The sequence below is a fragment of the Streptomyces sp. Je 1-369 genome, from assembly GCF_026810505.1.
In the GTDB taxonomy this organism is placed as follows: domain Bacteria; phylum Actinomycetota; class Actinomycetes; order Streptomycetales; family Streptomycetaceae; genus Streptomyces.
This window is the reverse complement of record NZ_CP101750.1, coordinates 6,056,353-6,079,831: the sequence shown is the minus strand read 5'-3', so window position 1 is coordinate 6,079,831 and position 23,479 is coordinate 6,056,353. Positions and strand designations below refer to the sequence as shown.

Below are 23,479 nucleotides of genomic sequence, written 5' to 3'. Positions count from 1 at the left end.
GACGTCAATTCGTCCGGGGCGTTTTCTTTTAGGGGTCGGCGTCTCAGATCACGTCGGCCAGCTCCGTGAGCAGCTTCCGCTTGGCCCGCGCGCCCACCATCTGCAGGACCGGCTCGCCGCCACGGAACACGATCATGGTCGGCGCCGAGAGCACCTTGTACGCGATCGCCGTCTCCGGACTGCGGTCCACGTCCAGCTGCACGATCTTCAGGCGCTCCGCCTCCTCGCGCGCCAGCTCACTGAGCACCGGCGCCAGCTGCCGGCACGGTCCGCACCAGTCCGCCGTGAACTCCACGAGCACGGGGCGGTCCGCCTCCCGCAGCACCTCCCCCTCGAAATCCGCGTCCGTCACCTCGGCCACGCCTGCTGCCTTCACTGCCGTCACACTCCTCATCCGTCGTCCCTCATCCCGTGAGTTCGCACCGCGGCTCGGGGACGCCCCCGATCGCCGCCTCGGCGCGCGCGAGCTGCGCCCCCACCTGATTACGCACCGCGCTCAACTCCCCGATCAACGCGTCGAGTTCGGTGAGCTTGCGGCGGTACACGGCGAGCGAGGCGGGGCAGGAGTCCCCCTCCGGATGCCCCGAACGCAGACACTCCACGAAGGGCCTGGTCTCCTCCAGGTCGAACCCGAAGTCCTGAAGCGTCCTGATCTGCTCCAGGAGCCGCACGTCGTCCTCGTCGTACGTGCGGTAGCCGTTGCCGGTCCGCCGCGCGGGCAGCAGCCCGCGGGACTCGTAGTAGCGCAGCGTCCGCGTGGTCGTCCCCGCGCGCGCCGCGAGCTCGCCGATTCGCATGTATCGACGGTAATCCTTGACGTGGGCGTCAAGGCCAGGGCATCCCGTCAGGGCTGCGTCCCGTCAGAGCTGGGGGTTCGACGAACCGAGCGCCGCCCGCAGCCAGTTGTCGGCGGCGCCCGGAGTCGGCTGCGCGGGCTCGGCGGGCGGGGTCACCACCTCGGCCGCCAGCTGCCAGTAGCGGTCGACGCGGGGTTCCGCCGCGAGCATCCGGTGCAGGGCGCGGCGGAAGTCGGGGGTGTCGCGGCGGTTGAGTGCCGCGGCGTGGACGGCGACGAAGCAGTCCAGGGCCTCGCCCTCGCGCGGGGCGCGGCCCGCGCGTACGTCCGGGGCGGCCAGCTCGAAGGCCTCGGGGAGTCCTTCGTAGAGCACGGCGGGGCGGTACCCCTTGCCGGACGAGTGCACTTCAGGTTGTCCGTAGTCCGTTCCCGCGCGCGGCCCCGAGACGAAGCAGGGCGAGGTGACGAAGTCCTGGAGCCGGGCGAAGGCGAGGACTTGGGCGGGGGCCGGGGCGTCGGGCGGTACGGGGACCGCCCGGTCGACGACGGCCGCGACGACCCGGGACGGGAGCCGCGCGGGCAGCCAGCACCGCCAGAACCGGGCGAGCGCGGCCGTCCCGGGCGGCGTGGACACGGCTCCCACCAACCGCAGCCGTTCGACGCGCTCCTGGGGCGTGCAGTCGGTGAGGAGTTGCAGCGCGGCCTCGCGCCAGCGCAGCGCGGCGAGCCGCGAGCCGACCTCCTTCAGCTGCCCGGCGATGACGTCCTCCAGCGCGCCCTCTTCGCCGAGGACACGGCCGACGTCGGGGACGGGGAGGTCGAGTGTGCGCAGGGAGCGGATGAGGCGGAGCCGGTCGAGCGCGTCGGGGCCGTAGCGGCGGTGGCCGCCTCCGCTGCGGGTGGCTTCGGGGAGCAGGCCGCGGTCGGAGTAGAAGCGGACGGTCTTGACGGTGACGCCGGCGCGTTCGGCGAGCTGTCCGATGCTCCACAGGTCGCCGGGCGTTCCGGGCGGGTGTTGATTCTCGGCGGGCGACACGGCTTGAACCTCCCTCAGGGGGAGTTCCTACGGTACCGGCGAGCGCGGGGCGGTCCCGCGCTCGGCTGACGGTACGAGGAGGAACCATGACCGCGTCGTTCGTGCTGGTGTCGGGCGGATACACGGGTGGCTGGCTGTGGCGGGACGTGGCCGCGGGGCTGCGGGCGGCGGGGGCGGAGGCGCACGCGGTGACGCTCACGGGTCTGGGCGACCGCCGTCACCTGGCGGGCCCCGGCGTCGACCTCGACACGCACATCGAGGACGTGACGCAGCTGATCGACCACATCGACTCCGTGGACGCGCCCGAGGTGGTTCTTGTCGGTTACTGCTACGGCATCTACCCGGCCGTGGGCGCCGCCGACCGCCGCGCGGACCGCATCTCGCGGCTCGTCCACCTGGACTCCCCCATGCCCCAGGACGGCTACTCCATGATCGACCAGGTGCGCGAGCAGATGCCGGACGGCCCGGCCAGGGATCGGACTCTGGCCCAGCAGGAGCGGGCGGAGGACGGCTGGCGGATCCCGGCGCCGTCGTTGGAGGAGTGGCGGGCGCACGGGAACCTGGCAGGCGTGCCCGCCGAAGCGCTGGCCCGGCTCGCGCGCCTGGCATCACCCGCACCGGCGGGCCCGTACGCCCAGAAGCTCCGCATCTCGGAGGCGGTCGCGGCCCTTCCGACGACCGGCGTCTTCTGCACCACCGGCGGCACGATGGACATCGCGTCGTTGGAGGCCCTGGTGGCGTCGGGCCTGCCGCTCGTGCAGCACCTGGCCGACCCGCGCGCCACGTTCTTCGACATGGCGACGGGTCACTGGCCAATGCTTTCGGTCCCCGACGAGCTGGTGGAGGTGCTGTTGGAGGCGGCGGCGGGTAGGGGCCACCGGCTGCGGAGCGGTGTGGCCGCCGGGGGCCCGGTGGGCTAGGCCTTCTTGTCGTACGTCAGGAAGATCGTGCCGCTGTCGAGGAGTACGGCGTCGCTCCGCTCGTACAGCACCGGGTCGAACGCGGTCTTCTGCGCGAAGAGGGGCGTGCCCGAACCCAGCGTCAGGGGGCCGATCTTGACGACGAGCCGGTCGATCTCGGCGCGCAGCACCCCGGCGAGTTCGCCGCCGCCGCACAGCCAGATGTCCTTTCCGTCCTCCTCCTTGAGCTGCCGCACCTTCTCCACCGGGTCGGAGGCGACGAGTTCGACGCCCGGGTCGGGGCTCTCGGTGAGGGTGCGGCTGAAGACGTAGTGGCGGAGGTGGGGATAGGCGTTGGTCAGTCCGGCGTCCAGGCCGATCCCGTAGGTCCTGCGGCCTTCGAGGACCGTGTCGAAGTGGGTCCCCTCGGCGGTGACGCCGAGGGCCTCCCTGGCCGGGGCGGGCAGGGTCTCGGGGTACGTCTCGGCGAGGTGCTGGATGTAGTCCTGCCCGATCGGCCAGAAGCCGTCGGGCCCTGTGGGGTCGGCGCCGTCGGGACCGGCGATGAATCCGTCGAGGCTGACGGCGATGAAGTAGACGAGCTTTCGCATACGGGCTCCTTGGCCTTCGCTGTGGCGGCGAGCCACGTCGTTTGTTGTACTCCGAGTGAAGTGGTCAGAACGTAGTACTTCAACTGGAGTGGTGTCAACGGTTTGGCGCCGCCGGGTTCTGGTCCAGCCCGCCGCGAGTCCGGACCGACAGCGCTTGGGGCTCCGTCTCCACCTCGGACACACCACGCGAAGTCGATCGATTCAGCCGCCGGTTCGACGCCATGACAGCATCAGCATTGCCGCCCGGAGAGTCACCGGATTTCCTGCACCGACTGGAACGGGAGCTGTAAATCCAGAACTGCCTAGAGGTCGCCCACCCGACGGACATCCGCGGCATAGCCGTACGAGACTCCAAGACCCCCCAGGGCCCCGCCCTGCTCCTCCACCCGTCATCCTGGTCCGCATTCGTGGCGCATGCCGGGCGCACGGGCGCGCCGAACGGCCGATAGCGGGGACGCGACGACGCCCCCGACGCCGGCATCGCCGGCGCAGGGGGCGTCGCTACCGCTGAAACCCTCGCGCGGTCAGCTCTGAGGTTCCCGCTCCCGTACGCCCTCGTCCACGTCGGCGCCCTCCGGAACATCCGCAGCCGAGGCGGACTTCCTCGGCAGCAGCACCGCCACGAGGACCGTGCCGACACCGAGGATCGCCGCGCCGACGAGGCTCGTGTGCGCCACCGCGTCGGAGAACGCGGAGCCCACCGAGTCCGCCATCTTGTGGGCGCCCTGTGCGAGCTGCTCGGCCTGGCCCTTCAGCTGGGCGGCCTGCTCCGGCGAGGTCGCCTTCGCGGCCTGACCCGCGACCTCGTGCGCCTTGTCGCCGATGCCCTGGGCGACCGCGTAGCCCGCGCCGACGGAGTCCTGCGCGGTGTCCAGCGTGCCGTCCGGCAGCTTGGCACCGGACGCCGAAGCGGCGTCCGCCAGCTTCGAGGAGTACGAACTGGCGAGCACCGAGCCGAGGATGGCGATGCCGAGCGAGCCGCCGAGCTCGAGCGACGTGTCGTTGACCGCGCCGCCGACGCCGAGTTCGGACTCGGGGAACGCGCCCATGATCGCGTCGGTGCAGGGCGACAGGGCGAGGCCGATGGCCAGGCCCAGGATGATCAGCGGGGCGACGAAGTCACCGTACGAGGACGACGCGTCGACGCGCGTCAGGAGCGCGAGCGCCACCGTGCCCGCGACCATGCCCGCCGACACAGTGATCTTCATGCCGATGCGCGGGGTCAGGTAGCCCGTGAGCGCCGAGCCGACGAAGACCGCGCCCGCGAGCGGCAGCATGCGCACGCCCGTCTCCAGCGGGTTGTAGCCGAGGACGAACTGCAGGTGCTGCGTGAGGTAGTAGAACGCGCCGAAGACCGCGAGGAAGAAGAGCGCCACCGCGAGGTTCGAGCCCGCGAAGCGGCGGTCGAGGAAGCGGCGGACGTTCAGGATCGGGTGCGGGTGGCGGAGCTCCCAGGCGACGAAGGCCAGCAGGCCCACGCCCGCGACGACGGCCGCCGAGATCGCCTTGGCGTCCCAGCCGAAGTGCGGTCCCTGGATGATCATGTAGACGAGCGCGCCGGTCCAGACGACGGAGAGCGCCCCTCCGACGTAGTCGATCCGGTTGCTGTGCCCGGCCTTGGACGGCGGCACGAGGACGAGGGCGCCGATGATGGCGACCGCGGCGATCGGCACGTTGATCAGGAAGGTCGACGCCCAGCCGTGGTTCTGCAGCAGCGCGCCCGCGACGAGCGGTCCGGCCGCGATCGCGAGACCGGCCGTGGCGGTCCACAGCACGATGGCCTTGGCCCGCTCCGCCTTCGGGAACGTCGCGGCGAGCAGCGACAGCGTGGCCGGCATGATCATCGCCGCGCCGAAGCCCATCACTGCGCGGGCCGCGATGACGCCGCCCGAGCTGTCGACGAGCGAGCCCGCGACCGATCCGGCGCCGAAGACGACGAGGCCGAGCACGAGCGCCCCGCGCCGGCTGTACTTGTCGCCGATCGCGCCGAGCAGCAGCATCAGCGCGGCGTACGGGACGGTGTAGCCGTCGATGACCCACTGGAGGTCGGAGCTGGAGAGCCCGAGGTCCTTGGTCATGTCGGGAGCGGCGACGGTCAGCGCCGTGTTCGCCATCACGATGATCAGGAGACTCAGGCAGAGCACGAGCAGCGCCCACCAGCGGCGCGCGTACGGCTGCTTCATCTCCTCGACCGGTCGGTTCATGAGTAGAGCCACCGAAGCCTCACCCTTCCATGGTTCTTATACGTACTTGTCCGGTGACCTTGCACAGCACTGTGCAATTACACACGAGTGTGCAACTTACGCCACTGCACAGGACTGTGCAAAACAGGCATGCGACCGGCCGACTCCAGCACACGTTCCATCTGCAGGAACCACGGAATTCGGCCCCGCGCCCCGCGTGCACAATGGAGCCCATGAGCCGAGCCGACGCCAACCGCCGCCGCATCCTGGAGGTGGCACTCGCCGAGCTGCTGCGCGACCCGGACGCCTCGATGGACCAGATCGCCCGCGCGGCCGGCGTCGTGCGCAGGACGGTGTACGGCCACTTCCCCAGCCGGGAGGCCCTGGTCGGCGCCCTCATCGACGGCGCGGTCGAGGCGGTCGCGGCGGCCCACGCCTCCGGGCGCGCCCGCTCCGACGACCCCGCCGAGTCGCTCGCCCACTCGATGGTCGCCGTCTGGGAGATCGCCGACGGCTACCGCCTGCTCGTCGGCCTCGCGCAGCGCAGCGTCGCCATGGAGGGCATCAGACAGCGCCTCGCCCCGGTCCGCGACGAGTGCGTGAACGTCCTGCGACTCGGCCTCGACCAGGGCGCGTTCACGTCGTCGCTGCCGCCCGCCGCGCTCGCGTACGTCCACGAACAGCAGCTGTTCGGCCTGATGGAGGCCGTCAACGACGGCCTGCTCGACCCGAAGGACGCGGGCCTGGCCGCCGCGTCGACGGCCCTCATGTCGGCGGGCGTTCCCGCGGAGCGGGCGCGGGAGATCATCGCGGCGCTGGACTGACCGGCGGGCCGACCACCGGCACAGCGAGAAGCGCCGCCCGCGGCGTACGAGGAGGAAGCTCTCGTACGTCGCGGGCGGCGCCGGCGGCCCCCTTGGAGGGGATCGGGGGCCCCTTCACACGGCCGGGCCGGTGAACTACACCTTCACCGGCTCCTTGCCGTCGTCCCGCGCCTCCGGCACGGCGTCCGCGCCGCGCCCGCGCGCGTCGTCCTCGGCGCCCTCGGCGTCCTCCACGGCGGTCGCCCCGTGCCCGTCGTCCACCAACGTACGCTCGTCGAACGGGAGTTGACCGGCGAGCACCGCCGTGACCCGCTCCTTGTCGACCTCCTTGGTCCAGGTGCCGATGAGGAGCGTGGCGACCGCGTTGCCCGCGAAGTTGGTGAGGGCGCGGGCCTCGCTCATGAAGCGGTCGACGCCGATGATCAGGCCGACGCCGTCGACCAGCGCGGGCTTGTGCGACTGGAGGCCGCTCGCCAGGACCGCGATGCCGGAGCCGGAGACGCCCGCCGCGCCCTTGGACGCGATCATCATGAAGAGCAGCAGCGAGATCTGCTCGCCGATGCCGAGCGGCTGGTCCATGGCGTCGGCGATGAAGAGCGAGGCCATGGTCAGGTAGATCATCGTGCCGTCGAGGTTGAAGGAGTAGCCGGTCGGGACCGTGATGCCGACGACGGGGCGGCTGACTCCCAGGTGCTCCATCTTCGCGATGAGCCGCGGCAGCGCGGACTCGGACGACGAGGTGGAGAGGATGAGCAGGAACTCGCGGCCCAGATACTTGAGCAGCTTGAACAGGTTGACGCCGGTCACCAGCCGTACGAGCGTGCCGAGTACGACGACGATGAACAGGACGCAGGTGACGTAGAACCCGATCATGATCGTGGCGAGCGCCTTGAGCGCGTCCAGGCCGGTCTCACCGATGACCGCGGCCATCGCACCGAACGCGCCGATCGGCGCGGCCCACATGATCATGCCGAGGACCCGGAAGACCAGCTTCTGGATGTGCTCGATGCCGCGCAGCACGGGCTCGCCGGAGCGGCCCATGGCCTGCAGCGCGAAGCCCACGAGCAGCGCCACGAGGAGCGTCTGGAGCACCTCGCCCTGGGTGAAGGCGGAGACGAAGGTCTTGGGGATGATGCCGAGCACGAAGTCGACGAGGCCCTTGTCCGCCTCGTCGGCCGCCTTGTGGCCCGCGCCCCTCTCGGACTCGGTGATGTCCATGCCCGAGCCCGGGTGCAGGATGTTGCCGACGAGGAGGCCGATGGCGAGCGCGACGCCGGACATCGCGATGAAGTAGGCGAGCGCGAGGCCGCCGACCTTGCCGACCTTGGCGGCCTTGCGGACGGAGCCGACGCCGAGAACGATCGTGCAGAAGATGATCGGCGAGATCATCATCTTGATCAGGTCGACGAAGCCGGAGCCGACCGGCTTGAGCTCCTTGGCGAAGTCCGGCCAGATGAAGCCGACGGCGATGCCGAGCAGCACGGCGCCGATGACGGCGATGTAGAGGTAGTGCGTGCGGTCCCGCTTGGGGGCGGGCTGCGCTTGTGGGTCGGCCGTGGTGGTCACGGGGCCCTCCTTGAACGACGTCGTCGGCGTTGTGGTGCCTGTGCGGCTCGCGTGCCTGCGTGGCTCGCGTGCCTGTGCGGCTCGCGTACCTGCGTGGCTTGCGTGCCCGTGTTGCTTGCTCTGATGCCGATGCGGCCTGCTTGCTGCCTCGGTACGTGCGGCTCACGTTCTCTGCGATCGGCTCTCGGCCCGCGCGACCGGCACCCCGTCCCGGGTGCCCTGCTCGCGTCCCGGTGTACGGCTCACGTCCCGGGGATCCCGGTGACTATCTCCCGGCCTGTGGGAGCGGTCACCCTTGCGTTCATTTAGTTCGCGCTTATACGACCGCTTGTACGAGAAGGCAGACTGGCACCATGTCCCGCACCCGCCCCTCCCGCCCGCGCAGACTCCCGCGCAGCCTGGCGGGCCAGCTCTTCGCGATGCAGATCGTGCTGGTCACGGCGGTGGTCGCCGGGTGCGCCCTCTTCACGTACCTGAGCGACAAGCACCAGGCCGAGGAAGGCGCGCGCCGGCAGGCGACCGCGACGGCACGGGCGGTCGCGGACTCCCCCTCCGTACGGGAAGCCATCCGCGGCAGCGAACCGTCGAAGGAGCTCCAGCCGTACGCGGCGCGCGTGCAGCGCGACACGGGCGTCGACTTCGTGACGATCATGGACACACGCGGCATCCGCTGGACCCATCCCGACGAGCGCCGCATCGGCGAGCGCTTCCTCGGCCACCGGGCGGACGCGCTCCTCGGCCGGACCTTCGCGGAGACGTACACGGGCACGCTGGGCCCCTCGGTGCGCGTCGTCACGCCCATCTGGGACGGTCCCACCGCCGGGGACGGGCGCATCGTCGGCCTGGTCAGCGCCGGGATCACCATCGAGGAGATCACCGCGAAGGCCCGCGGCCAGCTCGTCGCGCTGCTCGGGGTGGCGGCCGCGGCGCTCGTGCTCGGCGGGATCGGTACGTACGTCATCAACGCACGCCTGCGCCGCAGTACGCACGGCATGAACGCGGGCGAGCTGAGCCGCATGCACGACTACCACGAGGCGGCGCTGCACGCGGTGCGTGAGGGGCTGCTGATGCTGGACGGGCAGCGGCGCATCGCCCTCATCAACGACGGCGGTCGCGAGCTGCTCGGGTTGCCGGACGGTCCGGACGGTCCGGTGATCGGCCGCAACGTCTCCGAGCTCGGGTTGCCCGCCCCGCTGACGGGCGCGCTCCTCGCGGCCGAGCCGCGGGTCGACGAGCTGCATCTGACCGCCGACCGCGTGGTGGTCGTCAACACGTCGCCCGTGTCGGGCGGCGAGCGCCGCGGCACGGTGGTGACCCTGCGCGATCACACCGAGCTCCAGGCGCTCACCGGGGAGCTGGACTCGGAGCGCGGCTTCACGCGGGCGCTGCGCTCGCAGGCCCACGAGGCGGCGAACCGGCTCCACACGGTGGTGTCCCTCATCGAGCTGGGCCGCGCGGACGAGGCGGTCGACTTCGCCACGGCCGAGCTGGAGCTGGCGCAGGCGCTGACCGACCAGGTGGTGGCCGCGGTCAGTGAACCCGTACTCGCCGCCCTCCTGCTCGGCAAGGCGGCGCAGGCCAACGAGCACGGGGTGGAGCTCGTCGTCTCGGAAGACAGCAGCATCGACGACGGCATGCTCCCGGTGTCCCTGCCCGCCCGCGACCTGGTGACGGTCCTCGGCAACCTCATCGACAACGCGGTCGACGCGGCGCAGGGCTCACCCGCGGCGCGCGTCACGGTGACGGCGCGGGCCGACGCGGCGGGGCTGCTCCTGCGCGTCTCGGACACGGGGCCCGGCGTCGACCCCGCCCAACGGGACGCGGTCTTCGAACGCGGCTGGTCGACGAAGGCGGCGACGGGCCGCGGCCTCGGCCTGGCCCTGGTCCACCAGACGGTCACCCGCAACGGCGGCACACTGACGGTACGAGAATCCCCGGAGGGGGGCGCGGAGTTCGAGGTGACCCTGACAACGGCCACCACCGACATCACCGGCACCGCCGAGACCACCCGCACCACCGACACCACCGGCACCACCCGCACCACCGGCACCGCCGACACCGCCCCGGGAGGCGCCAAGTGATCCGCGTACTCGTAGTCGAAGACGACCCCGTCGCGGCCGACGCCCACGTCCTCTACGTCAACCGCGTCCCCGGCTTCGAGGCCATCGACCGCCCCGCCCACTCCGCCGCCGAGGCCCGCCGCACCCTCGACCGCACCCCGGTCGACCTGATCCTCCTGGACCTGCACCTGCCCGACGGCCACGGACTCCAGCTGGCCCGCTCCCTGCGCGCGGCCGGTCACCCCACGGACGTCATCGCGGTGACGTCGGCCCGGGATCTCGCGGTCGTCCGCGAGGGCGTCTCCCTCGGCGTCGTCCAGTACGTCCTGAAGCCGTTCACCTTCGCGACGCTCCGCGACCGCCTCACCCGGTACGCGGAGTTCCGCTCCGCCGCCGCGGAGGGCGAGGCCACCGGTCAGGACGAGGTGGACCGCGCGCTCGCCACCCTGCGCGCCCCGGGCCCCGCCGCCCTGCCGAAGGGACTCAGCGGCCCCACCCTGGAACGCGTCATCCGCACCCTGCGCGACGCCCCCGACGGCCTGACCGCCACCGCCGCCGCCCAGTCCGCGGGCCTCTCCCGCATCACCGCCCGCCGCTACCTGGAACACCTCGTCGACACGGCGCGCGCGGCCCGCAGCCCGCAGTACGGCCACGTCGGCCGCCCCGAGTTGGTCTACCGCTGGCTTACGCCGAACGACTGAACCTCTCCACGGCCCGCCCCGCCGCGCCACGGCCCCCCGCACTTCCCACCCCGGCGGCCTCACCAACGTACGCCCGATAACAACGTTGTCACGGTGGTGACAGGCAACAACGCACAGCGCCCGCAGAGGCATTGACCTTGCTCCGAGCACGCCCTTACGTTCACCGGGCAACCCACGTGGCGGCCCCGCCGCGTCGGCCAGTAGGAGGTCGTGCCCGTGCGCCCCACCACCACCCCTCTGCTCCTCGCCGCCTCCACCCTGCTCGCCGCCTCCACCCTCACCGCGTGCGGCGGCGGCTCAGGCGACGACCCCGACACCGTGAAGATCTCCTTCAAGCAGTCCACGGACAACCAGATCAGGGTCATGGACACCTATCTGACGGACATCAAGAAACAGTTCGAGAAGGAGAACCCTGGCAAGAAGGTGAAGCTGGTGCCGATCAAGGCGCCGGACTCCGAGTACTACACGAAGCTGCAGCAGATGCTGCGCTCCCCCAAGACCGCCCCCGACCTGGTCTACGAGGACACGTTCCTCATCAACTCGGACATCACCAGCGGGTACTTGAAGCCCCTCGACACCTATCTGGCCAAGTGGAAGGACTGGGACCGGTTCATCGGCACGGCCAAGACGGCGGCGAAGGCGGCCGACGGCAAGACGTACGGCGTGCCGGACGGCACGGACACCCGCGGCCTCTGGTTCAGCAAGGCCATCTTCAAGAAGGCGGGCCTGCCCGCCGACTGGCAGCCCAAGACGTGGGACGACGTCCTTGACGCGGCCCGCACAGTGAAGGAGAAGGTCCCCGACGTCACGCCCCTCAACGTGTACACGGGCAAACCGGCCGGTGAGGCGGCCACGATGCAGGGCTTCCAGATGCTCAGCTACGGCACGGGCAAGGATCCCCTCTACGACCCGGCGGCGAAGAAGTGGGTCACGGGCAGCAAGGGCTTCAAGGACTCCCTGTCGTTCGTGGAGACCGTCTACAAGGAGAAGCTCGGCCCGGACGTCTCGGACGCCCTCGACCCGAACTTCGCCACGCGCGTCCGCGGTGAGCTGCTGCCCGAGGGCAAGCTGGCGATCAACCTCGACGGTTCGTGGCTGCCGCAGGACTGGGGCAAGGGTGCGGGACACGAGTGGCCCGAGTGGTCGCAGAAGCTGGGCCTCGCCGCGATGCCGACCCAGCACGGCCAGGCGCCCGGCAAGGTGAGCATGTCCGGCGGCTGGACCTGGGCGATCCCCGCCAAGGCCGACAACCCCGACCTGGCCTTCAAGTTCATCGAGACGATGCAGACCAAGGCCAACGCCAAGAAGTGGTACATCGCCAACTCCGGCATCGCGGTCCGCGAGGACGTCGCGGCCGACCCCACGTACGTGAAGGCGCAGCCCGGCATCAAGTTCTTCACGGACCTGGTCGCCACGACGTACTACCGGCCCGCGTATCCCGAGTATCCCAAGGTGTCCACGGCGATCCAGGAGGCGATGGAGTCGGTGACGACGGGCGACAGCTCGGTGGAGGACGCCGCGAGCGGGTACGACGAAGAGGTCGACTCGGCGACGGACGGCCAGGTCATCGAGAAGTAGCGCGCCGGGTCCGCCGATACCGCCACCCGCATTGGTGCCCGCCCGCACCAAAGACTGGGTGCCCGCCCGCACCAAGGACTTGGTGCCCGCCCGCACCGGAGAGTGAGCGCCCGCACGTGACTTCCGCATCCCCCGCACCGTCCGCGGGCCCAGGCGGCGTCGTCAAGACGCCGTCGCCGCCTGGCCGCCCGCACTCCGCACCCCCGACCGCCGGACCCCACGGATCCCGCTCCCCCGCCCGCGTACGCCGCGGCCTGCTCCGTGCCCTGCCCGTCTCCCCCGCCGTCGTCCTGCTCGCGCTCTTCCTCGCGGGCCCGATCGGCTACTGCGCGTACATCGCCTTCACCGACCTCCAGCTCACCGGCCAGGCCGAGTCGAGCTTCGTGGGGCTCGACAACTTCCGCGAGGCGTTCGGCGACGAGCGGTTCCTCAACGCGGTCCGGCTCACCCTCGTCTTCACGTTCCTCTCCTCGATCATCGGCCAGAACACGCTGGGCCTGGCCCTCGCCACCCTCATGCAGCGCGCCTCCAAGCCGGTCCGTACCCTCACGGGCGCGATCGTCGTCACAGCGTGGGTGCTGCCGGAGGTCGTCGCAGGCTTCCTCCTCTACGCCTTCTTCCGCCGCGAGGGCACCCTCAACGCCGTCCTCGACTTCCTCCATCTCCCTTCCCAGAACTGGCTGTTCACGCTGCCGATCCTCGCGGTGTCGTTCGCGAACGTCTGGCGGGGCACGGCGTTCTCGATGCTCGTCTACTCCGCCGCCCTCAACGAGATCCCCAAGGAGATCACCGAGGCCGCGGAGGTCGACGGCGCGGGCGGCTGGCGCCGCATGTGGCACATCACGCTGCCGATGATCCGCCGCTCCATCGGCACGAACCTCATGCTCAACACGCTGCAGACGCTCTCCGTCTTCGGCCTGATCTGGGTGATGACGCGCGGCGGCCCGGGAAACGACAGCCAGACGCTCCCGCTCTTCATGTACGAGCAGGCCTTCCAGAAGAGCATGATCGGCTACGGCACGGCCGTGGCCCTGCTGCTGCTCCTCGTCGGCTCGCTCTTCTCCGTCGTCTATATGCGCCTGCTCCGCACGGAGGTCTGAGTGCCCGTCAAGAAGCTGCCCGCGAAGCCCCGTTCGCGCCACTCCTCGCACCGCTTGGCCGCCGACGCGGGGCTGCTGGTCGTGGCGGCGGCGTTCATCCTGCCCCTCGCCTGGGTGGTCCTCTCCTCCCTGGACCCGAAGGCGGACCTCAGGGTGCGGCTCCCCGACAGCCTCACCCTCGACAACTACGACCAGGTCCTCACCCCCGAGATCACCTTCACCCCGCTCCTCAACAGCCTGCTGCTCTGCGGCGGCGGCACACTGCTCACGGTGGTCTGCGCGGCACTCGCCGCCTACCCCCTCTCCCGCTACCGCTCCCGCCTGAACCGTCCCTTCATGCTGACGATCCTCTTCGCGACGAGCCTGCCGATCACGGCGATCATGGTTCCGGTGTACGCGCTGTTCGTGCAGGTCGACCTGATCGACACGATGCAGGGCACGATCTTCTTCTTCGCGGCGTCCCAACTCCCGTTCGCCATCTGGCTGATGAAAAACTTCATGGACGGCGTACCGAAGGAGCTTGAGGAGGCGGCGTGGACGGACGGCGCGTCGTCCTTCCAGTCCCTGCTGCGGATCGTCCTGCCGCTGATGGGCCCAGGCGTGGCGGTGGTGACGGTCTTCTCGTTCGTCATGATGTGGGGCAACTTCTTCGTCCCCTTCATGCTGCTGCTCTCCCCGGAGCAGATGCCGGCGTCGGTCAGCATCAACGACTTCTTCGGCAACAAGGGGACGGTGGTGTACGGCCAGCTGGCCGCGTTCTCGATCCTCTACTCGACGCCGGTGATCCTGCTGTACGTCCTCGTCTCACGGAAGCTCGGCGGCGGATTCGCACTGGGCGGCGCGGTGAAGGGCTGAGGACGCGCCACCGGCCGCGGGCTGACGGGATCCGCCCTTACGGCGGACACGAAACTGTGACATGAGTTCGCGGCGATACGTTCCCTGTCGCCCCTTTCGTGGTCACACATCTCCCTGGTATCGGGCCCGGGACCGCACTAGCGTGCTGAACTCGCGCCCTCCCCCCACCTGTCCCCACCTGCCAGGAGCCGCACAGTGACCCGCCCTCTCCGCCTCGCGACGGCCGCGCTCGCGGCCTCCGCAGCGCTGCTTCTGACGTCCTGCGGCAGCGACGACGACAACCCGAAAGCCGACGACAAGATCGCCGGCGCGGACCAGGGCGACGAGAAGTCGCCATCGGGGGACGAGTCCGCGGAGGCGGGGGCGGGGGTGGAGCGGCCGAAGATCGAGGTGTCGTCGGACCTGACGTACAAGTTCGACTGGTCCAAGACGGGCGACAAGACCAAGGACGCGGTCCTGGCCGACACCGAGCAGTACGTGCAGGCCGTCGACATGGCCATCGCCGAGCAGAAGCCGCTGCACAAGGCGTACCGCTTCTACTCCGAGGGCAACGCGGCGGCCGGGAGCCAGAAGTTCGTACAGGAGTACGTCGACTACAAGGACCGCATCACCGGCGTCAAGCGGTACTTCAACGCCCGGGTGGACGTCACGGGCGGCAAGACGGCGGGCCTCGTCTACTGCGAGGACCAGCGGAAGGCGCACAACAAGAGCCTCAAGACGGGCAGGACGGCGAAGGCACCGGCCCCGTCCAAGGACGACTTCGTGCTGTACAGCAGCCGACTGCACGTGAACAAGCAGGGCGTCTGGGTCACCGAGACGACCACTTCAGACCGGGGGAACGCCACATGCCAGCCATGACCAGGACGAGCAGGACACCACTGATCGCGGCCGGGGCGGTGGCGATGGCCGCCGTGCTGCTCCTGCCCGGCCCCGCCTCGGCGGGCACCGGCCACGGCGGGACCACCAACGGCGATGCCAAGGCCCCCACCGAGGACGGTGGCGACGGCACCCTGATCGCCTCCGCGGGCGGCATCTCCTTCGACCGTTCCAAGAACGGCTCGGGCCCCAGGACCGGCGCCATCGCCCCCGCGGGCACGTACAGCCCGCCGCCCTGCTGGTACGGCCCGACGTACACGCCCGCCGAGTTCAAGAAGGGGCGCGAGGCCGTCTGGGCCGTCGACTCCACGGGTCACCAGTGGGACCTCGAACAGCAGGAGCGCTACGTCAAGGGGAAGCCGTACAAGGACTTCAACATGGACAAGGCCGGCAAGGGCTACTGGTGGACGGCGTTCCCCAACAAGTCGTACCCGCCCGGCTGGGACAAGTGCACAAAGGAAACGTTCTGGGTCGACAAGGGCGACCCGCCGCCCGCCGACGTCCCCGAGGCCATCGACCCGGAGATCCTGGCGAAGCTCGCGTACGCCGAGATCCGCGTCCCCGGTACGAAGGTGTCCCTCGCCCCCGAGGGCGGCACGAAGGTCAACCTGCCGACGTGGGCGTGGCTGGACGGCGCGGAGTTCAAGCCGGTGTCCGTGACCGCCCGGGTCGACGTGCTCGGTATCCAGGCCACGACGACCGCGGAACCCGTCTCCCTGAAGATCGACCCGGGCACGGCGGACGCGGAGACGTACCCGGCGAACGGCGTCTGCGACCTGGTGGGCGACAAGATCGGCACGCCGTACGCGAAGGGCAAGTCGAAGGAGACCCCGCCCTGCGGCGTGAAGTACCTCCGCTCGTCCGGCGACGGCTCGTACCCGCTGAAGGCCACGGTCACGTGGAAGATCAGCTGGACGGGCACGGGCGTGGACGGTGAACGAAGGCTTCCCGACGGCGAGTTCGGCGCGGAGCAGGACGTGGTGGTGGACGAGATCCAGTCCATCAACCGCTGACCACACGCACCAGCCAGGAGCCCCTCCCTTTGACCGCCCCGCACCCCCACCCCCGCGGGGGGGGGACATGAACATCCCGGAACACCTGCTCGCCGGGGCACTGGACGACGACGATCCGGTCGCCGCGCAACGGCCCGCCCCCGCTTCAGGGAGTACGGCCACGCCCTGGAAACGCACCTGGCCCCCAGCCCTCGGCGCCGCTCCCCATAACGCCTTCACGTAACGCGGGCTCATTCGATAGCTTCGCTCGTGCGTACGGTTACGAGCGGGGCTGCGGGGGCGGAGGAAGTCGTATGGGGGGGCCATCGGCCGCGGGACTGGCACGTATTGGATCTGGAGAAGGATCCGACGCCGGGTGATCCGCACCGGGTGCGGTCGCTGGCCAAGAACCTGCACGATTTCGCCGACGACGTGGGCAAGGTCCTGCGGGACATCAAAGGGATGGCGGGCGACGAGGCCATCCTGAAGTGGGTGGGCAAGACCGCCGACGCGTTCACGGAGAAGTTCGAGGACGCCCCGAGCAAGCTGAAGAAGCTCCGCAAGTCCTACGAGATGGCGGGCGACGCGCTGTCCGCGTACTGGCCGGAGCTGGAGCGCGCCCAGTCCCTGGCCGACAAGGCACTGGTCAAGGGCCGCGAGGCCCAGGCCGACCTCAGCAGCGCCAAGACCCGCCTCACCTCCGCCGATTCCTGGGTGGACAAGGCCGGCAAGGAAGCCGACAAGTACAAGGACAAGCCCGGCGGCGGCAAGGACGTGCCCAAGCCGGACGAGGACAAGGTCAAGGCCGCCACCCGCAACGCCCACTCCGCCGAGAAGGCCCAGAAGTCCGCCCAAGGTGACGTCGACTCCGCCCGGAGCGCCCTGGAAGCGGCGAAGAAGATGGCCGCCGACGCGCGCAAGATGCGCGAGGAGGCCGCGGGCACCGCGAAGAAGAAGATCGACGAAGCGTCCGACGCGGGCATCCAGAACCGCAAGTGGTGGGAAGAGGTCGGCGACTGGGTCTCCGACAACTGGGACACCATCGTCGAGGTCTGCAAGGTCGTCGTCGCCGTCGTCGGCATCATCGCGATGATCATCGGCGGACCGATCCTCGCCGCGATCGTCATCGTGGCAGCGGTGATCGTCCTCGCGGACACGCTCAACAAATACGCGAAAGGCCAAGCGGGCCTACTCGACGTCGCCTTCGCCGCCTTGGACTGTGTGCCCGGGATGAAGGGCCTCACCACCGCGGCGAAACTCGGCAAGGGGCTCAAGGGCCTCAAGGCCATGGGGCTCAAGGGCATGGCCAACGGGGTGCGCGGGCTGGCCAAGTCCGGCCGCGACACGATCGCCAACGGGGCCAAGGGGGCCTACAACCGGGTAAAGAGCGCGGTCAAGGGGTGCGGTGACCCCGTGGACGCGGCCACGGGACAGATGTTCCTGACCCAGACCGACACCACCCTGCCCGGCACCCTCACGCTGGCGTTCACCCGCCGCGCCGCCTCCGACTACCGCACCGGCCAGTGGTTCGGCCCCTCCTGGGCCTCCACCATCGACCAGCACCTCGAAGTCGACGAGCAAGGCATCGTCTTCGCCACCGAAGACGGCATGCTCCTCGCGTACCCACACCCCAACTCGCCCGGCCTGCCCGTTCTGCCCGAGGCCGGCCCTCGTCGGCCCCTGACTCGTCTGTCCAACGGCGGTTACCAGGTCGAGGACCCCCTCATCGGCCACAGCCACCGCTTCAACGCTCCCGAGGCAGGTGTCGCACGCATCGAGTGCGTCAGCGACCGCAACGGCAACACCATCGACTTCGCGTACGACGAACACGGCATGCCGCTCGCCCTGCGCCACTCCGGTGGTTATCACCTGAAGCTGTCGGCGGAGGACGGGCGCGTCACGGCACTCGCACTCGCGGGCGGAGGCGAGGACGGCTCGGATGTCGTGTTGAAGAGGTACGGATACACCGACGGCAACCTCACGGAGGTAATCAACTCGTCGGGGATGCCGCAGCAGTTCACGTACGACCGGCGGCTGCGCCTCACCTCGTGGACCGATACCAACCACAGCCGGTACGACTACACGTACGACGACCGGGACCGCTGTGTCGCCCAGGGCGGCCAGGCGGGACACCTCGCCCATACCTTCACCTACGACGGCACCGACGCGGCGTGGCCCGGCCTCCGTGTCACCACCGTCACTTCCGCGGAAGCCCACGTCAGCCGTTTCCTCATCAACGACAACAGCCAGGTCATCGCGGATATCGACGGCAACGGAGCTGTCACACGGAGCACGTACGACCAGCACCATCACCTGGTGTCTCGAACCGATCCGCTCGGGAACACCACGTCCTTCACCAACAATGCCCACGGTCAGCCGCTCACGGTCACCCGCCCCGACGGCACCACGGCTCACGTCGAGTACAACGAACTCTGCCTGCCCGTGAGGGTGGTGACGGTGGATGGCGCATGCTGGGAACACGTCTACGACGAGCGGGGCAACCGTCTCGGACTCGTCGGCCCCGAGGGGGCGACCACACGGTTCACCTACGACGAAAGGGGCGGCCCCGCTTCGGTCACCGACCCACTCGGCGCCACCACCACGGTCCGGTGTAATGCTGCCGGGCTCCACGTCGAGATCGTCAGCGCGCTGGGGGATCGCGTCCGCCGCGCCTACGACGCGTTCGGCCGCCTCGTCCGAGCCACCGACGCGGTGGGCTCGACGACACGGCTGAGCTGGACCACCGAGGGCCACATAGCCCACATGGTGGGCCCCGACGGCTCGGACGAGTCCTGGGAGTACGACGGCGAAGGCAACTGTCTTCGCCACACGAATTCCGGCGGCGCGGACACCACCTACGAATACACCCACTTCGACCTGGTCCGCGCGCGAACAGGTCCGGACGGAGTCCGCCACGAGTTCGGGTACGACTCTTCGCTGCGGCTCGTCCAGGTCACCAACCCCCTCGGCCTCACCTGGGAATATGCCTATGACGCGGCCGGGCACCTGGTGGGCGAGAACGACTTCGACGAACGACCGACCCACTACACGCGAGATGCCGCGGGCCGTTTGGTCGAGCGCAGGAACGCGGCTGGGCAGACCGTCGCCCTCTCCTACGACGCGCTGGGCCGACCGCTGACCAAGAACGTGCACGGGGAGATCAGCACCTTCTCCTACGACCCGGTCGGCCGGCTGGTGCGCGCCGTGGGACCGCACTCCGAGGTGACCTGGGAACACGACAGGAACGGCCGTGTGCTGGCCGAGCGGGTCGACGGCAGGCTGCTCTCCTTCGCCTATGACGCCATGGGCCGACGTGTACGGCGCACCACGCCGACAGGAGCCTCCACCCAGCACTCCTACGACGCGCTGGGTCGCGCGTCCGCGCTGGACTCGTCGGGACATGGCACGTCCTTCTCCCACGACGCGTGCGGCCGGGAGACCGAACGCATCGTGGGCAGCTCTCTGTCGATCGCGCAGACATGGGACGTACTCGGCCGCCCGCTCGAACAGACGGTCACGGCATCGGACCGCCCCGTCCTGCGCCGCGCGTACGACTACCGGCCGGACCGCCACCTCGTCGGCATCACCGACCCCCACCTCGGTGAGGTCAGCCTGGGGCTCGACGCGGCAGGCCGCGTCACCGAGTTCCGGGCGCAGGACTGGACGGAGACGTACGCATACGACAGGGCGGGCCGTCAGTCGACGGCACACTGGCCGGAGCGCCACCCCGGCCAGGAGGCCCGCGGAGCCCGCGCCCATCAGGGTCACCGCCTCGTGGGCGCGGGCTCGGTGCACTACGAGTACGACGAGGCGGGTCGTGTCGTGCTCCGCCGCAGGACCCGGTTGTCCAGGAAGCCCGATGTCTGGCACTACCGGTGGGACGCCGAGGATCGGCTGACCTCGGTCACCACACCCGACGGAACGGTCTGGCGCTATGAGTACGACCCCCTGGGCCGTCGTACGGCAAAGCTGCGCATGGCCGATGACGGCTCTGCCGTGGTGGAACGGACCGCTTTCACCTGGGACGGGCCCCTTGTCGCCGAACAACGCACCACGGCAGCCGATGTGCCGCACGATGTCGCCCTGACGTGGGACTACGACGGGCTGCGCCCGATCGCCCAGACGGAGAGGCTCATCGACGAGGCCACCCAGGAGCAGATCGACAGCCGCTTCTTCGCCGTCGTCACCGACCTCGTCGGCACACCGACGGAGCTGATCGACGAGCAGGGAGCGACCGCGTGGCAGGCTCGCAGGACCATCTGGGGCCTCACAACTTGGCCGGCCCGCAGCAGCGCGTACACCCCGCTGCGCTTCCCCGGTCAGTACTTCGACCCGGAATCCGGGCTGCATTACAACTATCAGCGCTACTACGACCCGGAAACCGCCCGTTACAGCACTCTTGAACCCACTCGGCCTGGCGCCGGCACCCGACCCTTATGGATACGTCACCAATCCGTTCCGGCAGATCGACCCGTTCGGGCTCTCGGGCTGCGACACGGTCGTCCTCTATCACGGCTCACAGAACTGGCATGGGGACCAGTTCTCCCTTCCTCAGTCCATCCGGGACCAGCGCGACTACACACCGGACGCGGGCGTGTACCTGACCGACGACTTCAACCGGGCCGCAACCCAGTACGCGGGCCCGTCGGGCCACGTCGTACGGGTCGAAGTCCCCCGGGAGTTCGCTGACAGCGTGCTCCGCAACCACAGCGGACCGGCGGGTAACCTTCCCGAGTATCTCGTGAACACCCCCGAGGGCGTCGACGTCCTCAACAGAGGGGGGCCACGCGTGCTGCCGCAGGGCGAGGCGATCATGCAGCACTTCATGGGTAATTTCTGAGTCGAGCAGGGTAGTTGAGGTTGAACATGTCGCAAAGCGTTCTGGCCCGCGAGATCTTCGGCCCGCTCGGCGGGCTCGTGGAGATCGGCGCGGTCGTCTCAGCGGATTCATGGTCGCTCGCCGACGTCTCGGTGGGCGCATTCGTGGACGGACGCCGGGAGCACCTCGCACGCGTCCTTGCCCTCATCAGGGACATCGGCGAGTTCGACCCCGACACCATGCTGATCTTCGACGAGCTGGGCTACGCACGGGATCACCCCGTCGCCGTACCGTCCCTGCTGCTGTCTTCCGGCGGCTACGAAGAGGTGTCGCCGCGGCTGGGCGAGCCGGAAGCGGTCCGGCGCATGAGCCGGATGGGGGCCGACCTGCAGCTCACCCGATACCTGCAGGCCCTCGTCAACGCCGCGATCGCGCGGGGCGCTGACGCCGCCGAGGGCGCTCCCCTGGTGCGCGAGGCGTTGGGGATCGCGGTACGCATCACCGGCGACGCCCCGGAGCCGGGGGCCGCAACCGTCTTCGCCATGTGGCGCGTGGCGTTCCTCGCGGAGATCCTGCGCCCGGATTCGGCTACCCGGCCCGACGCGCGCGACGCCTTCCGCCAGTACGCCCACGCCCTGGAAGATGCCCTGGGCGCTCGGTGAGGCCCCCGTACCTTCCCACCATTCCGCAACCTCGTAGGAACACACCGTAGTCACCACCCCCACAGCCGCCTACCGTGTGCCCGTGCAACCGAGCCAACCGAGCCAGCCGCCGCACCAACCCCACCAGCCCACACCCCCCTTCGACTTCCCCGCCGCCAGGCGTCTCCGTGAGGCGCTCGGGATGGCGCACGGACATGTCGCCTATGGGATGCGGGCCGGTTACGGGCTCGCCTACGTCACCGCCGACACCGTCGCCGCCTGGGAGCGCGGGCTCTCCTCGCCCACGTCCGCCGAGCTCACCGCGCTCGCCGCGACGCTGTGGTGTTCGCCCGGGGAGCTAATGGGGGCCGCGCGGACCCTGCGCGAGCACCGGATCGCGCGCGGGCTCGCGCCGGAGGACGTCGCGCGCGGGGCGGGCGTGGAGATCCAGGCGTATCTGCGGATGGAGGAGACCGACACGTGGCGGGGGAACGAACGGCAGTCCGCCGCCCTCGCCGAGGTGCTTGCTCTGTCCGTGCCCGACTTCGTGACCGTGACGGGGCGGGCGGAGCAGCTCGCCGAGTTGCTGCGCAGTGCCGTCAGCACCCGCTGGCAGGGGTACGTGCGGCCCGTCAGCAAGCTGCTGCCCCTGGAGAAGCGGCACGTCGAGGACGTGGTGCGGCAGATGCACGAGGACTATCAGTCACGGATGGCGCGGACCCTGAGCTGGGGCGGGGGCGCCGGTTCGGACGCGTCCGGGGAAGCCGGGCGGGACTTCCTGGAGCGGATTCTCGAGCACTTCTGGGCGTTGGTCCGCGGCGGGCGGGGTAGGGCGAGCTGAGGACGGGCCCGAGGCTGGGGCTGGGTCCGGACCCGCCAGGTCGAGCGTGACGGCGGGAAGCGTCAGAAGACCGACTCCGCCTCGTCCATCCGGTCCTTCGGCACCGTCTTCAGCTCCGTGACCGCCTCCGCCAACGGCACCATCTTGATGTCCGTGCCCCGCAGCGCCGTCATCCTGCCGTAGTCGCCGCGGTGCACCGCCTCCACCGCGTGCCAGCCGAAGCGGGTCGCGAGGACACGGTCGTACGCCGTGGGGGTGCCGCCGCGCTGGACGTGGCCCAGGATGACCGGCTTGGCCTCCTTGCCGAGGCGGGACTCCAGCTCGTACGCGAGCGCCGTGCCGATGCCCTGGAAGCGCTCGTGACCGAACTGGTCGATCGCGCCCTTGCCGTAGTTCATCGTGCCGTCCTGCGGGTGCGCGCCCTCGGCGACGCAGATCACCGCGAACTTCTTGCCGCGCGAGAACCGCTCCTCGACCATGGCGACCAGGTCGGCGGGGTCGAAGGGGCGCTCGGGCAGGCAGATGCCGTGCGCGCCGCCGGCCATGCCGGACTCCAGGGCGATCCAGCCCGCGTGGCGGCCCATGACCTCGACGACCATCACGCGCTGGTGGGACTCCGCGGTGGTCTTGAGGCGGTCCATCGCCTCCGTCGCCACGCCGACCGCCGTGTCGAAGCCGAAGGTGCGGTCCGTGGAGGAGATGTCGTTGTCGATGGTCTTCGGGACGCCGACGACCGGGACGCCCGCGTCGGACAGCATGCGCGCCGCCGTCAGGGTGCCCTCGCCGCCGATCGGGATGAGCGCGTCGAAGCCGGAGCGCTCGATGAGCTCCTTGGCGTTGTGGCAGGCCGCGCGGAAGCGATCGCGCTCCAGGCGGGACGAGCCGAGGATGGTGCCGCCACGGGCCAGGATGCCGCTGACGGCATTCAGGTCGAGGGCGCGGTACCGCCCGTCGAGCAGGCCCGCGTAGCCGTCCTCGAAGCCGATGACCTCGTCGCCGTAGTGCGTCACGGCGCGGTGCACGACCGACCGGATCACTGCGTTGAGGCCGGGGCAGTCGCCGCCCGCGGTGAGAATTCCGATACGCATCGCGCTGTGTCTC

General features: G+C 70.1%; 22 protein-coding genes. 15 read left to right on the top strand and 7 right to left on the bottom strand.

Annotated features, from left to right (window positions below; genetic code table 11):
* Positions 1-43: 43 nt before the first annotated feature.
* The 3 genes from NOO62_RS27735 to NOO62_RS27725 all read right to left on the bottom strand — a co-directional run bounded on the left by NOO62_RS27735 (position 44) and on the right by NOO62_RS27725 (position 1,832).
* Complete coding sequence (locus NOO62_RS27735; RefSeq protein WP_321170612.1) at positions 44-394, bottom strand: thioredoxin family protein; 351 nt, start codon at positions 392-394, stop codon at positions 44-46.
* 10 nt (positions 395-404) lie between these two features.
* Positions 405-797 carry a MerR family transcriptional regulator gene (locus NOO62_RS27730; RefSeq protein WP_268773547.1) on the bottom strand — a complete coding sequence of 131 codons (393 nt, stop codon included), beginning with the start codon at positions 795-797 and terminating at the stop codon, positions 405-407.
* Between the two features lie 63 nt (positions 798-860).
* A complete protein-coding gene (locus NOO62_RS27725) occupies positions 861-1,832 on the bottom strand; it encodes a MerR family transcriptional regulator (RefSeq protein WP_268773546.1) in 972 nt (323 codons plus the stop codon).
* Between the two features lie 86 nt (positions 1,833-1,918).
* On the opposite strand from NOO62_RS27725, the gene NOO62_RS27720 reads away from it, so the two are divergent.
* The gene (locus NOO62_RS27720) at positions 1,919-2,752 is read left to right on the top strand and encodes an alpha/beta fold hydrolase (protein WP_268773545.1); all 834 of its coding nucleotides are present in this window, start codon (positions 1,919-1,921) and stop codon (positions 2,750-2,752) included.
* Here the strand turns inward: NOO62_RS27720 and NOO62_RS27715 are convergent.
* Positions 2,749-3,342 (bottom strand): dihydrofolate reductase family protein, encoded by a 594-nt coding sequence (locus NOO62_RS27715; RefSeq protein WP_268773544.1) that lies wholly within the window; start codon positions 3,340-3,342, stop codon positions 2,749-2,751. The genes NOO62_RS27720 and NOO62_RS27715 overlap by 4 nt on opposite strands.
* 290 nt (positions 3,343-3,632) lie before the next feature.
* On the opposite strand from NOO62_RS27715, the gene NOO62_RS27710 reads away from it, so the two are divergent.
* Positions 3,633-3,791, top strand: coding sequence for a DUF397 domain-containing protein (locus NOO62_RS27710; protein WP_268775811.1), 159 nt, complete (start codon positions 3,633-3,635; stop codon positions 3,789-3,791).
* Between the two features lie 75 nt (positions 3,792-3,866).
* Here NOO62_RS27710 and NOO62_RS27705 read toward each other — a convergent pair whose 3' ends face one another.
* Positions 3,867-5,546, bottom strand: coding sequence for an MFS transporter (locus NOO62_RS27705; RefSeq protein WP_268773543.1), 1,680 nt, complete (start codon positions 5,544-5,546; stop codon positions 3,867-3,869).
* Between the two features lie 203 nt (positions 5,547-5,749).
* Between NOO62_RS27705 and NOO62_RS27700 the strand changes: the two genes are divergently transcribed.
* Entirely contained in the window at positions 5,750-6,349 is a 600-nt protein-coding gene (locus NOO62_RS27700) for a TetR/AcrR family transcriptional regulator (RefSeq protein WP_398975562.1), read from the top strand.
* 135 nt (positions 6,350-6,484) lie between these two features.
* Here NOO62_RS27700 and NOO62_RS27695 read toward each other — a convergent pair whose 3' ends face one another.
* On the bottom strand, positions 6,485-7,915 hold the full coding sequence (locus tag NOO62_RS27695; RefSeq protein ID WP_268773541.1) for a cation:dicarboxylate symporter family transporter: 1,431 nt from the start codon (positions 7,913-7,915) through the stop codon (positions 6,485-6,487).
* 353 nt (positions 7,916-8,268) lie between these two features.
* Here NOO62_RS27695 and NOO62_RS27690 point away from each other — a divergent pair, with 353 nt between their 5' ends.
* The 12 genes from NOO62_RS27690 (at position 8,269) to NOO62_RS27635 (ending at position 22,378) form a co-directional block, all read left to right on the top strand.
* Entirely contained in the window at positions 8,269-9,996 is a 1,728-nt protein-coding gene (locus NOO62_RS27690; protein WP_268773540.1) for a sensor histidine kinase, read from the top strand.
* Positions 9,993-10,676 (top strand): response regulator, encoded by a 684-nt coding sequence (locus NOO62_RS27685; RefSeq protein ID WP_268773539.1) that lies wholly within the window; start codon positions 9,993-9,995, stop codon positions 10,674-10,676. The genes NOO62_RS27690 and NOO62_RS27685 overlap by 4 nt, the downstream gene beginning before the upstream one ends.
* Before the next feature lie 210 nt (positions 10,677-10,886).
* Positions 10,887-12,254 (top strand): extracellular solute-binding protein, encoded by a 1,368-nt coding sequence (locus NOO62_RS27680; protein ID WP_268773538.1) that lies wholly within the window; start codon positions 10,887-10,889, stop codon positions 12,252-12,254.
* Positions 12,255-12,370: 116 nt separating this feature from the next.
* A complete protein-coding gene (locus NOO62_RS27675) occupies positions 12,371-13,354 on the top strand; it encodes a carbohydrate ABC transporter permease (protein WP_268773537.1) in 984 nt (327 codons plus the stop codon).
* Between the two features lie 15 nt (positions 13,355-13,369).
* On the top strand, positions 13,370-14,209 hold the full coding sequence (locus tag NOO62_RS27670) for a carbohydrate ABC transporter permease (RefSeq protein ID WP_268775810.1): 840 nt from the start codon (positions 13,370-13,372) through the stop codon (positions 14,207-14,209).
* 195 nt (positions 14,210-14,404) lie between these two features.
* The gene (locus tag NOO62_RS27665) at positions 14,405-15,067 is read left to right on the top strand and encodes a hypothetical protein (RefSeq protein WP_268773536.1); all 663 of its coding nucleotides are present in this window, start codon (positions 14,405-14,407) and stop codon (positions 15,065-15,067) included.
* Positions 15,055-16,098 (top strand): hypothetical protein, encoded by a 1,044-nt coding sequence (locus NOO62_RS27660; RefSeq protein ID WP_268773535.1) that lies wholly within the window; start codon positions 15,055-15,057, stop codon positions 16,096-16,098. Before NOO62_RS27665 ends, NOO62_RS27660 begins: the two co-directional genes overlap by 13 nt.
* Before the next feature lie 67 nt (positions 16,099-16,165).
* Positions 16,166-16,321 carry a hypothetical protein gene (locus tag NOO62_RS27655; protein WP_268773534.1) on the top strand — a complete coding sequence of 52 codons (156 nt, stop codon included), beginning with the start codon at positions 16,166-16,168 and terminating at the stop codon, positions 16,319-16,321.
* 104 nt (positions 16,322-16,425) lie between these two features.
* A complete protein-coding gene (locus tag NOO62_RS27650) occupies positions 16,426-20,766 on the top strand; it encodes a DUF6531 domain-containing protein (RefSeq protein ID WP_268773533.1) in 4,341 nt (1,446 codons plus the stop codon).
* A 4-nt stretch (positions 20,767-20,770) separates the two neighbouring features.
* On the top strand, positions 20,771-20,917 hold the full coding sequence (locus NOO62_RS27645) for a hypothetical protein (RefSeq protein WP_268773532.1): 147 nt from the start codon (positions 20,771-20,773) through the stop codon (positions 20,915-20,917).
* A gap of 26 nt (positions 20,918-20,943) precedes the next feature.
* Complete coding sequence (locus NOO62_RS27640; protein WP_268773531.1) at positions 20,944-21,558, top strand: hypothetical protein; 615 nt, start codon at positions 20,944-20,946, stop codon at positions 21,556-21,558.
* 181 nt (positions 21,559-21,739) lie between these two features.
* Entirely contained in the window at positions 21,740-22,378 is a 639-nt protein-coding gene (locus tag NOO62_RS27635) for an XRE family transcriptional regulator (RefSeq protein WP_268775809.1), read from the top strand.
* A 62-nt stretch (positions 22,379-22,440) separates the two neighbouring features.
* Here NOO62_RS27635 and NOO62_RS27630 read toward each other — a convergent pair whose 3' ends face one another.
* Positions 22,441-23,466: a 6-phosphofructokinase gene (locus NOO62_RS27630; RefSeq protein ID WP_268773530.1), complete on the bottom strand. Its 1,026-nt coding sequence runs from the start codon at positions 23,464-23,466 to the stop codon at positions 22,441-22,443.
* Positions 23,467-23,479 lie beyond the last annotated feature (13 nt).